The organism is Pseudomonas sp. AC229, assembly GCF_979254655.1.
In genome coordinates this window covers 1-11,504 of sequence record NZ_CEEDHK010000002.1, presented here as the reverse complement: position 1 = coordinate 11,504, position 11,504 = coordinate 1, and the positions used below count along the sequence as shown (strand labels likewise).

Annotated in this window: 9 protein-coding genes; all 9 read right to left on the bottom strand. The window is 62.0% G+C overall.

The features are described from left to right. Positions 1-97: 97 nt before the first annotated feature. A complete protein-coding gene (locus AC0IW7_RS02720) occupies positions 98-1,564 on the bottom strand; it encodes an APC family permease (protein WP_463551607.1) in 1,467 nt (488 codons plus the stop codon). A gap of 248 nt (positions 1,565-1,812) precedes the next feature. Then, positions 1,813-3,237, bottom strand: a complete 1,425-nt coding sequence (locus AC0IW7_RS02715) for a gamma-aminobutyraldehyde dehydrogenase (protein WP_471815618.1) — start codon at positions 3,235-3,237, stop codon at positions 1,813-1,815. Positions 3,238-3,351: 114 nt separating this feature from the next. Further along, positions 3,352-4,164 carry an ABC transporter permease gene (locus AC0IW7_RS02710; RefSeq protein ID WP_471815617.1) on the bottom strand — a complete coding sequence of 271 codons (813 nt, stop codon included), beginning with the start codon at positions 4,162-4,164 and terminating at the stop codon, positions 3,352-3,354. Then, entirely contained in the window at positions 4,154-5,104 is a 951-nt protein-coding gene (locus AC0IW7_RS02705) for an ABC transporter permease (protein WP_471815616.1), read from the bottom strand. Before AC0IW7_RS02705 ends, AC0IW7_RS02710 begins: the two co-directional genes overlap by 11 nt. Position 5,105: 1 nt before the next feature. Beyond that, positions 5,106-6,146 carry an ABC transporter ATP-binding protein gene (locus AC0IW7_RS02700; protein WP_471815615.1) on the bottom strand — a complete coding sequence of 347 codons (1,041 nt, stop codon included), beginning with the start codon at positions 6,144-6,146 and terminating at the stop codon, positions 5,106-5,108. 179 nt (positions 6,147-6,325) lie between these two features. Further along, the gene (gene ydcS, locus AC0IW7_RS02695; protein ID WP_471815614.1) at positions 6,326-7,486 is read right to left on the bottom strand and encodes a putative ABC transporter substrate-binding protein YdcS; all 1,161 of its coding nucleotides are present in this window, start codon (positions 7,484-7,486) and stop codon (positions 6,326-6,328) included. Between the two features lie 108 nt (positions 7,487-7,594). After that, a complete protein-coding gene (locus AC0IW7_RS02690) occupies positions 7,595-9,061 on the bottom strand; it encodes a gamma-aminobutyraldehyde dehydrogenase (RefSeq protein ID WP_471815613.1) in 1,467 nt (488 codons plus the stop codon). Positions 9,062-9,198: 137 nt separating this feature from the next. Further along, on the bottom strand, positions 9,199-10,110 hold the full coding sequence (locus tag AC0IW7_RS02685; RefSeq protein ID WP_463541319.1) for a LysR family transcriptional regulator: 912 nt from the start codon (positions 10,108-10,110) through the stop codon (positions 9,199-9,201). A gap of 89 nt (positions 10,111-10,199) precedes the next feature. Then, positions 10,200-11,504, bottom strand: a 1,305-nt coding sequence (locus AC0IW7_RS02680; protein WP_471815612.1) for an autotransporter domain-containing protein, incomplete at its 5' end; no start/stop codon positions are given.

The window sequence follows — 11,504 nt, the reverse complement described above, 5'->3', positions numbered from 1 at the left end:
TCATGCCTCTTGTATTACGAGGCGCGCAATCGCGCGCACCTCGTAAGCACAAACATCCTGCCACGCTGGGCCCGGCGTGAACCGGGCATTAGCGGTTTTACTTGTTGAGTTTCCAGGCATCGCCGGCTGGCGCAGTGCCATGTTCGTACGGCTTGCGCAGCACCATGTAAATCACGCCCAGGCCAATCACGATGGCGGTGGACAACGGCATGCCGTAGTTCACGTACCAAGCCGCATCCGGCGAGCGCGGCCAGGCCATGTTGATGATCGCCAGCACGCCGTAGATCAACGCGCCGATATTCACCAGCATGCCCCAGCCGCCGAGGGTGAACGCACCGCTGGGTTTCCAGCCACGCAGGCGGGCAAACAAGGCGCCGCTGACAATCATCTGGAACGCCAGGTAAATGCCGATGGCAGCAAAGCTGACGATGGTGGCGATGGCGTCTTGCAGCACAAAGCCCAGGCAGATGACGATGGCCGGCAACACGCCGCACACCAGCAACGCCGTGGTCGGTACATGGGTGGTCGGCGACAGTTTTTTCAACAGGCTGCTGCCGATGATCATTTCGTCACGGGCATACGAATACAGCAGGCGACTGGCCGCCGCTTGCAGACTCAGCACGCAGGAGATGAACGAGACCATGACCACTGCCATCACCACTTTCGAGCCCGTGGCACCGAAGGCGTTGTTGAGAATGGTGGTGACCGGGTCGGCGTCGGTGCCGTTGATCACGGCAGCCATGTCTGGCACCGCCAGAATCAACGCCAGGCAGGCGAACATGGCCGCGATGCCGCCGACGTAGATGGTCATGCGCATGGCTTTGGGAATGCTCTTGCTCGGGTTCGGTGTTTCCTCGGCCACGTCGCCGCAGGCCTCGAAGCCGTAGTACAGGAACATGCCCGCCAGCGAGGCAGTGAGGAAGGCCGGCAGGTACGAGCCGTCGATGCTGATATCGAACGTGTTGAACAACACGCTGAACGGCTGATGACGCTCGAAAATCAGCAAGTAGATGCCCACCACCAACGCGCCCAGCAGTTCGCAGATAAAGCCGAACATGGCGATGCGCGCCAGCACCTTGGTGCCGCTGAGGTTGACCACCGTGGCGATGACCGTCAGCACCAGGGCGATACCGATGTTGGTGTTATTGCTTGGCTCGAAACCGAGCATGGCCGCCATGTACGGCCCCGCGCCCACGGCCACGGCGGCAATGGTCACCACCAATGCCCAGGCGTACACCCAGCCGACCATCCAGGCCCAGCGCTTGCCCACCAACCGGCGTGCCCACGGATAGACGCCGCCGGAAATCGGGAACTGCGACACCACTTCGCCAAACACCAGGCACACCAGCATTTGCCCAAGGCCGACCAGCAAATAGGCCCAGAACATCGGCGGGCCGCCGGCTGCCAGGCACAGGCCAAACAGGGTGTACACGCCCACCACGGGCGACAGGTAGGTAAAGCCCAGCGCGAAGTTTTCCGTCACGCTCATGCTGCGTTTGAAGTTGGACGTATAGCCCAGCGCGCGTAATTGCTCCGCGTCGCTGTCGGCGAATTGATCGCTCATTTTTAGTGCTCCTCGAGGTGATGGCAGCTATTTATTTATGTGCCCGGTTGGGCTGTCGTTATTGGCATTGCGCACCCGCAAACGGCCACGGCTCACCACCGCTGCTGCGCACGCCAGCAACGGCCGGGACGGTGAAAAGTGGGGATAAAACCTTGCAAAGACCTTATGTAGGAGAGGCTTTAGCCTCGATGCGCTTGGGCGCGTTATGTCGGGCCAATCGAGACTGAAGCCTCTCCTACAGGCTTTCCTTAATGTTTGAACATCACATGCCGCACGGTGGTGTAGTCCTCCAGGCCGTACATGGACATGTCTTTGCCGTAGCCCGACAGCTTTTGGCCGCCGTGGGGCATTTCGCTGACCAGCATGAAGTGCGTGTTCACCCAGGTGCAGCCGTATTGCAGGCGGGCGGCAAAGCGGTGGGCGCGGCCGACATCCTGGGTCCACACGGAGGACGCCAGGCCGTAATCGGAGTCGTTGGCCCACGCCAGCGCCTGGGCTTCGTCGTTGAACTCGGTGACCGACACCACGGGGCCGAAAATCTCGCGGCGCACCACTTCGTCATCCTGCAACGCGCCGGCCAGCACGGTCGGTTCGAAGAAGAAGCCCGGGCCGTCGACCTTCTTGCCGCCGGTAAGCACTTTGATATGGGGAATGGCGCGGGCACGCTCAACGAAACCGGCTACGCGGTCCAGGTGCTGCTGCGTGATCAGCGGGCCAAGCTCGGTGCTGTCGTCATCCTGCACGCCGTATCTAATGGTGCTCACGGCCTCGGCCAGCTTGGTCACGAATTTTTCGTAGATGCCTTTTTGCGCGTAGATGCGGCAGGCGGCGGTGCAATCTTGTCCGGCGTTGTAGAAGCCGAAGGTGCGGATGCCTTCCACGGCGGCGTCGATATCGGCGTCATCGAAAATCACCACCGGCGCCTTGCCGCCCAATTCCATGTGCATGCGCTTCACGGTGTCGGCGGTGCTGGCGATGATGTTGCTGCCCGTCGCCACCGAACCAGTCAGCGACACCATGCGCACTTTCGGGTGACCGGTCAGCGGCGCGCCCACGCTTGGGCCACGGCCGAACACCACGTTGAGCACGCCAGCGGGGAAAATGTCAGCGGCCAGTTCGGCCAGGCGCAAGGCGGTCAGCGGCGTTTGCTCAGACGGCTTGAGCACCACCGTATTGCCGGCGGCCAGGGCCGGGCCGAGTTTCCAGGCGGCCATCATCAGCGGGTAGTTCCACGGCGCGATGGAGGCGACCACGCCGACCGGATCGCGGCGAATCATCGAGGTATGGCCTGGCAGGTATTCACCAGCGGCCGAGCCACCCATCACGCGGCTGGCGCCGGCGAAGAAGCGGAACACATCGGCAATTGCCGGCAGCTCGTCATTCAGCGCGGCGTTATAGGGCTTGCCGCAGTTTTGTGATTCGAGGCGCGCCAGTTCTTCGGCGTTGGCGTCGATCACATCGGCGAGCTTTAGCAGCAACAGCGAACGGTCTTTCGGCGCGGTTTGCGACCAGCTGTCGAACGCGGCATCGGCGGCGCGCACAGCGGCGTCCACCTGGGCTTCGCTGGCCTCATTGATGCTCACCAGCTCGGTGCCCAGCGAGGGATTTAATACCGCTTGCGCGGCGCCTTCGCCGGCGACCAGTTGGCCGTTGATCAGCAGTTTGGTTTGCATGGCTAATTCCCCTTTTTCAGGTCTGTGTAAGGACCCTGTAGGAGAGGCTTTAGCCTCGAGTTTTTAACCGCTCGAGGCTAAAAGCCTCTCCTACAAAAGCCCGCAAGTTCGCTTTTATTTCCCGCCGCTACCGGCCACGCTTTCCCCACCCTTGGTGAGGTAATACGCGCCCAGAATCGGCAGCATGGTCACCAGCATCACGAGCATGGCGACCACGTTGGTCACCGGCACGTCGCGCGGGCGGCTGAGTTGGTTGAGCAGCCACAGCGGCAAGGTGCGTTCGTGGCCAGCGGTAAAGGTGGTGACGATGATTTCGTCGAACGACAGCGCAAACGCCAACATGCCGCCGGCCAGTAACGCCGAGCTGAGGTTCGGCAAAATGATGTAGCGGAACGTCTGCCAGCCGTCGGCGCCCAGGTCCATCGAGGCTTCGATCAGGCTGTGGGAAGTACGGCGAAAACGGGCGATCACGTTGTTGTAAACAATCACCACGCAGAACGTGGCGTGGCCCACCACGATGGTGAAAATGCCCGGCTCGATGCCAAAGGCTTTGAACGCCGTCAGCAGCGCCAGACCCGTCACGATGCCGGGCAGGGCGATGGGCAGAATCAGCATCAGCGACACGCCTTCCTTGCCGAAGAAATCGCGCCGGTACAGCGCGGCGGCTGCGAGGGTGCCGAGCACCATGGCGATCAGCGTGGCCAGGCAGGCGATCTGCGCGCTCAGCTTGATCGCCTCCAGCACATCCGGCCGCGCGAAGGCGACGCTGAACCAGTGCAGCGTGAAGCCCTGCGGCGGAAAGCTGAACGCCGACTGCTCGGTGTTGAAGGCGTACATAAAGATGATCAGGATCGGGAAGTGCAAAAATACCAACCCGCCCCAGGCCGCCATTTTCAGCGGCAGCGAAGCTGAAGCGTCAGAGCGCATCGAAAGCCCCCAATCGTTTAACGATGGACAGGTACACGGCGATCAACACGATCGGCACCAAGGTGAACGCGGCGGCCATCGGCATGTTGCCGATCGAACCTTGCTGGGTATAAACCATGTTGCCGATAAACAACCCGGGCGGGCCCACCAGCTGCGGCACGATGAAATCGCCCAGGGTGAGGCTGAAGGTGAAGATCGAACCGGCAGCAATGCCCGGCACCGACAGCGGCAGAATCACCTGCATAAAGGTTTGCGCAGGGCGCGCGCCAAGGTCGGCCGACGCCTGCAACAGCGAGGGCGGCAACCGCTCCAGCGAGGCCTGGATCGGCAGAATCATGAACGGCAGCCAGATGTACACAAACACCAGAAAGCGGCCCAGCTGCGAGGTCGACAAGGTGCTGCCGCCAATGCCCGCAATGCCCAGAATGAATTGCAACACCGGCCCCAAATGCAGCTGCTCCACGAACCACTGCGCCACGCCGCCCTTGGCCAACAGCAGCGTCCAGGCGTAGGCCTTGACGATGTAACTGGCCCACATCGGCAGCATCACCGCGATGTAAAAGAACGCCTTGGTTTTGCCCGTGGTGTAGCGCGCCATGTAATAGGCGATGGGAAAGGCCAGCGCAGCGCTGGCCAGCGACACGGCGATGGCCATGGTCACGGTGCGCAGAATGATGTCGTAGTTGGCCGGCTCGAACAGCGCGGCCAGGTTGGCCCAGGTCAGGTCCGGCGTGGCGGCCATGGCCATTTCGTCGTAGGTGTACACGCCCTGCCAGAGAAAGGTCAGCAGCGGGGCGAAATAGATCACGCCGAACCACAGCAGCGGCGGCACCAACAGCATCGCCAAATACAGATTGGGCTTGCGGTACAGCACGTTCGACAACCCGTGCAGCAACCCGCCAGGGCGGCGTTCAGCCAAGGGCGTAGCGAGGGCGCTCATATCAGCGAGCCTCCCCATCAACCAGCGCCACCATGGCCTCGCGGGCCCAGCGCACGCTCACTTGCTGCCCGGGCTGAAACGCCGGCGCGCTTTGCTGCCACTGATTATTGGCCTGGGTCACGCTGAGGTTCTGGCCGTTTTCCAGGCGTACTTCAAAGCGCGTGGCGGCGCCTTGGTACTGCACATCGTGCAGCAGGCCGGTGACCAGCACTTCGGTGGCGTTGGCATCACTGCCCGCCGCCTCTTGCAAACGGATGTGTTCCGGGCGAATCGAGAAGGGCGCCGCGCTGCCAGTCAGCAATTGCGCCAACTCGCCGCGCAGCACATTCGAGGTGCCGACAAACTCGGCCACAAACGGCGTGGCCGGTTTCATATAGAGATTGCGCGGGGTGTCGACCTGCTCAATGCGGCCCTTGTTGAACACCGCCACGCGGTCGGACATCGACAGCGCTTCGGTCTGGTCGTGGGTGACGAAAATAAAGGTGATGCCGAGCTGGCGCTGCAGCTTCTTCAGCTCGCTTTGCATCTGCTCGCGCAGCTTCAAATCCAGCGCGCCGAGGGGTTCGTCGAGCAGCAACACGCGTGGCCGATTGACCAACGCACGGGCCAAGGCCACGCGCTGGCGTTGCCCGCCTGACAACTGCACCGGCTTGCGCTCCCCGTAACCGGCTAACGCCACCATGCCCAAGGCTTCTTCGGCGCGGCTCAAGCGCTCGCTCTTGCCGACGCCTTTAACCTTCAAACCGTAGGCCACGTTGTCGCGCACGTTCATGTGGGGAAACAGGGCGTAATCCTGAAACACCGTATTCACATCGCGCTGATAGGGCGCCAGGCCGACGGCCTCGACACCATGAATGCGGATAGAGCCCGTGCTCGGCTGCTCGAAACCGGCAATCAGCCGCAAGCACGTGGTCTTGCCCGAGCCGGAGGGGCCGAGCATGGAAAAAAACTCACCGTCCTGAATGTCGATGGACACACGGTCCACAGCCTTGACGTCGCCGAACACGCGGGACACATCGGTGAATTGCACAGCAGGGGTCATAGCGGGGAACTCCGGGGTGAAGCGCGAAACGATTTCTTAATCGAGGAGGCCGGGCGAACCCTCTCCCCCCGCCCTCTCCCGCAGGCGGGCGAGGGGGCCTAATCGGCGCCTTTGCGTCAAACGAGGTTTAGCTCCCCTCGCCCGCTCGCGGGAGAGGGGCGGGGGGAGAGGGCAGCGGTTTAACGCCCGCCCATGATCGAAATGAAATCCTGCGTCCATTTGGAATACGGAACACACGCATCCTGCGTCTTGCACTTAGCCTGCGGCGTCTTCCAGAAGGCGATCTTGTCGAACTGGTCGTAGCCGTTCACCGCGCAACCTTCAGCGCCCAGCAACTCGCTGGATTTACACGCCACCGGCACCGCAGGCACCGAGCCGAACCAGGCGGCGAGGTCACCTTGTACTTTCGGTTCCAACGACCAGTTCATCCACTTGTAAGCGCAGTTCGGGTGCTTGGCTTCGGCGTGCAACATGGTGGTGTCGGCCCAGCCGGTGACGCCTTCTTTCGGGAACACGGTGGCAATCGGCTGGCCTTCGCCTTTCAGGGCGTTGGCTTGATACGGCCAGGCGCTGGAGGCCACCACGCCTTCGTTTTTGAAGTCACTCATTTGCACGGTGGTGTCGTGCCAGTAGCGGTGGATCAGCTCGTGCTGTTTGCGCAGCACGTCGAGCACGGCCTTGTACTGGGTTTCGTTGAGTTCGTAAGGGTCGTTGATCTTCAGTTCAGGCTTGGCGTTTTTCAGGTACAGGGCGGCGTCGGCGATGTAGATCGGGCCGTCGTAGGCTTGCACGCGGCCTTTGTTTGGCTTGCCGTCGGGCAGGTCTTGGGCCTCGAACAACACGCTCCAGCTGTCCGGCGCTTTCTTGAACACGTTGGTGTTGTACATCAGCACGTTCGGGCCCCATTGGTAGGGCGCGCCGTAGGTTTTGCCATCGACCACGTACCACGGCGCGTCTTTGAGACGGCCGTCGAGGGTTTTCCAGTTGGGGATCAATTCCGGGTTGATCGGCTGCACACGCTTGCCATAAATCAGGCGCAGCGAGGCATCGCCGGAGGCGGTGACCAGGTCGTAGCCGCCCTTGGTCATGAGGCTGACCATTTCGTCCGAGGTGGCGGCGGTTTTCACGTTCACTTTGCAGCCGCTGTCTTTCTCGAACTGGGTCACCCAGTCGTAGTTCTTGTCGGTCTCGCCGCGTTCGATGTAACCAGGCCAGGCGATGATATCCAGCGCGCCTTCGCCAGCACCGACAGCCTTCAGCGTTTCGGCCGCTTGCAAGCTGGCGCTGGCCAGCAGGGCGGTGGTGAGCGCACTTAATAAAGCGGTTTTTTTCACGAACATTTAGGTATCCCTCTTCTCTGTTTTATTGGGGCAGTTGAACGTCGTGTTACGGGACTTCTTGTTGTTTAACCGCCCGGTCTAAGCCGAGCTGGTTGGGGCTTGCGTCAATCAATCGGTCAGTTGGCCGTGGCGCGCCATGATGTGGCGCACCACGGTGTAATCCTCCAGCGAGTCGCTGGATAAATCCTTGCCGTAACCCGAGCGCTTCAGCCCGCCGTGGGGCATTTCGCTGACCAGCAAGAAGTGGCTGTTGATCCAGGTGCAGCCGTACTGCAAACGGGCGGCGACCTGCATGGCTTTGTCGAGGTTTTGCGTCCACACCGAGGAGGCCAGGCCGTATTCGGAGTCGTTGGCCCAGTCCACCGCCTGGCTCAACTCGTCGAAGCGGGTCACGGTGACCACCGGGCCAAACACTTCGCGCTGAACAATTTCGTCGCTCTGTTTGCAGCCGGCCAGCAGCGTCGGCTGGTAGTAAAAGCCAGGGCCTGAATGCACCGCGGCGCCGGTCACGCGTTCGATGTGCGGTTGGCCCAGGGCGCGCTCGACAAAACTGGCCACGCGGTCGCGCTGGCGGGCGCTGATCAGCGGGCCGATCTCGTTGTCGGCGTCGCGTTTTCTGGCAAAGCGCAGACTGCTGACGGCGTCGCCCAGTTCGGCCACCAGGCGGTCGTGAATGCCGGCTTGCGCATAGATGCGGCAAGCGGCGGTGCAGTCCTGGCCGGCGTTGTAGTAGCCGTAGGTGCGCACGCCGTCGACCACGGCTTTCAGGTCGGCGTCGTTGCACACAATCACCGGCGCTTTGCCGCCCAACTCCAGGTGCGTGCGCTTTACGCTTTTGGCGGCGGCCTGAAGAATTTTCTGGCCGGTGACGATGTCGCCCGTGAGCGACACCATGCGCACCTTCGGATGGCTGACCAAATGGCTGCCGACGCTTTCGCCGCCGCCACAAATAATGTTGATCACGCCCGGCGGCAGCAGCTCGGCGAGCACCGGTGCCAGGCTCAGAATCGACAACGGCGTGTGTTCGGATGGCTTGAACACCAGCGTGTTGCCAGCCGCCAGCGCCGGGGCGATTTTCCAGGCAGCCATCATCAGCGGGTAATTCCAGGGCGCAATCGAGGCAACCACGCCAATGGGGTCGCGCCGCACCATGCTGGTGTAGCCCGGCAGGTATTCGCCGGCCAGTTGCCCGGTCTGGCAGCGCACGGCGCCGGCGAAGAATCGGAACACATCGACGGCAGCGGTCAGGTCGTCCTGGCGCGCCAGGTGCTGCGGCTTGCCGCAGTTCAACGCCTCCAGCTGCGCCAATGGGTCAGCGCGCTGCTCGATGGCATCGGCAATCTTCAGCAAGATGACGGAGCGTTGTTGCGGGGTAGTGCGGGCCCAGCCGGCGGAGGCGCGGTGGGCAGCATGAATGGCGGCTTCGACCTGATCGGTTGAAGCCTCGGCAATACGAATAAGGGTTTCGCCGGTGGCGGGATTCAGAATCGGCTCTACAAAACCTTCACCGGCGACGAGCTGGCCATCGATCAATAGGGCGCTGCAAAACGTTGGGGAAGGGGCGGCACCGGCCATCGAGTTCGCTCACTGTTGTTGTTTTCTAAGGCGCTGAGGGCTCGGGCGAGCCTTGAAACGCCTTGATACGAATGGCAACAGAGACTAGTGGGCCGTAAGGTAGGCGACAAATTCTAAATACCGAACGCCGCGTTCGATTAAATAGATGGCCTGCGGTTATTGAGCTGCTCGCGGGCGACCGTAAGGAACGGGTCGACCAGCGCAGGCCGCGCCGTGCCTCGCCGCCAGGCCAGACCGACGTCCAGCGTCTGGGTTAAATCCACCACCGCCCGCGCCTCGATAATGTCGCCCTCCAGCGACCACGGCCGGTACGTCATATCCGGCTGAATAGACAGCCCCAACCCCGCCGCCACCAGGCTGCGCACCGCTTCGGTGGAGCCGGTGCGCAACGTCACGTTCGGCTGCAAGCCGGCGCGCGACCAGATGCGCTGGGCGTTCAGGCCCATTTCATCGACATTCAGCTGAATCATCGGCTCCTTCGCCACATCGGCCAGGCTGATGCTGTCGTGCTCCAGCAGCGGATGTTGCGGCGGCAGCCACAGGCGCAGCGGCGAATGGGTGAGCACCTCGGTTTGCAGGGCGTGGCGGTCTTCGAGGTTGGACAGAATCAGCACGCCTACGTCGATTTCCCCGCTCACCAGCAAATGCTCGATATACGGGCGCTCATCTTCCATTACGCGGATTTCCACATTTGGGTAGGCGCGTTGGAAACGGGTAATCAAATCGGCCAGGTAATAACCGGCCACCAGCCCAGTCACGCCGATGGTGAGCTGGCCGGCGACTTGGTCGGTGCTCTGTTGCAGGCTGCGTTTAGCGTTGTCCACGGTCGCCAGAATCAGGTGCGCTTGGCGCAGAAACTGGTGGCCCTGGTGCGTCAGGGTCATGCCCTTGGCGTGGCGATTGAACAGGCTGACGCCGATTTCCTGCTCCAGTTGCTGAATGGCCAGCGTCAGCGTGGATTGAGAGATAAACACTGCCTGGGCGGCAGAGGAGATGGAGCCGGTTTCAGCCACCGCAATGAAATGGCGGATCTGGCGCAGGGTCATCATGGGAGGCAGCTCGCGGCAAGGTCGATTGGCGACCTTGCCATGAGTTTTAACGCGGGGGAAGGCGAGCTATCTCTTTTTCAGATAGCGTCTTAGAACGAATAGCGGTATTGCATACCCAGCCCGAACAGCGGAGCACCGTCCTGATGAGTGGACGTTGCCACCTGCACGCCGCCGCCCAACGCGGAATTAGCCGTGAGCGCGTGGCTGTAACCGACCGTGGCCGTGGGAATGACACGCCGTTGATCCACGCTGCTGTCGAGGTTGAAGCGGCTTAAGCCCGGCACCTTCGAGCGGCCTTCGATGCCTTGCGTGTTATCGCTCAGCAAGGTGTCGACAGCCAACGCCAGGTTCAGCGTGCCTTTCGGGCTGACTTGAGTGGCGCTGCGCACACCGAAGGTGGCGTAGGTGCGCTGCTCGGTCGAACCTTTAACCGTCAGAGGAAAGGCCACGCCGCGTTCGGTGAAGCCGTCTTGGTGGGTGCTGACGTGGCTCAGGGCAACTTCCGGCGTAATCAGCGAATCACCCAGCGGCGTATTCACGCGTATGCCAAAGTTGCCCGCCACGCGCAAGGCCGTGCCGGTGAGATCCAGATTGGCGCGGGCGCGCTGCACGTCGGTCAGTGCCATGCCGCGATCAAAGCTGTTCTGGCTCTGGCCGACGGCCACGCTGGCGGCGGCGCCCCAGCCGGTGTCATCCGCGTTTTGCTGGAACGCGCCCCACACACCCAACGCGAACGCCTTTTTCTGCTCGGCGCTTTGCACGTTCAAATCCGCGCGGCCCAGGCTACCGGTGACGCCCGCCGAGTACTGCTCATTAAGGCGCATGCCGGCGGCCAGGTTGAGGTTCTTTTGCGTGGCGCTGCTGTCGGCATCACCGCGGTAGTTCTGACTGCCCAGGCTCAAGCAATAAGTCTGCGCGGCGCCGGGTTGGCATTGTTCCTGAGCGAGGTCGCGCAGGCGGCGGTTTTGGCTGGCGGTCAGATGGCTGACGGTGACGGCGCTGCGGATGATGGAAGTTTGCAAGTAGTTGAGGTCTTGCATACCGGCCAAGCCGGGTAACACGAAGGACTCGTTCCAGATGAATGCGCGGTTGCCGCTAGTTCCGACTACGGTGTTGCCGTCGTCGCTGACGCCTGTGGCGAAGCTGTTGGTTTCTCCGGTCAACACGCCGAGGTTTACCATCCCGGTCATGTTGGTCCAGCGAAAGGCGCGGTTTTCGCCGCTATTGATCTGTGAACTGCCCACGACCACCGAACCGTCGGCATTTACATCCGCTGCGCTCGATGACAAACCGCCAAGGGTTGCCAGATCCATAAGTGCGTTGGGCGCGGTCCAGATCACAGCGTGACTGTTCCCTGCAAGCTCGCTTCGTCCCACTGTTACCGAGCCATCGCT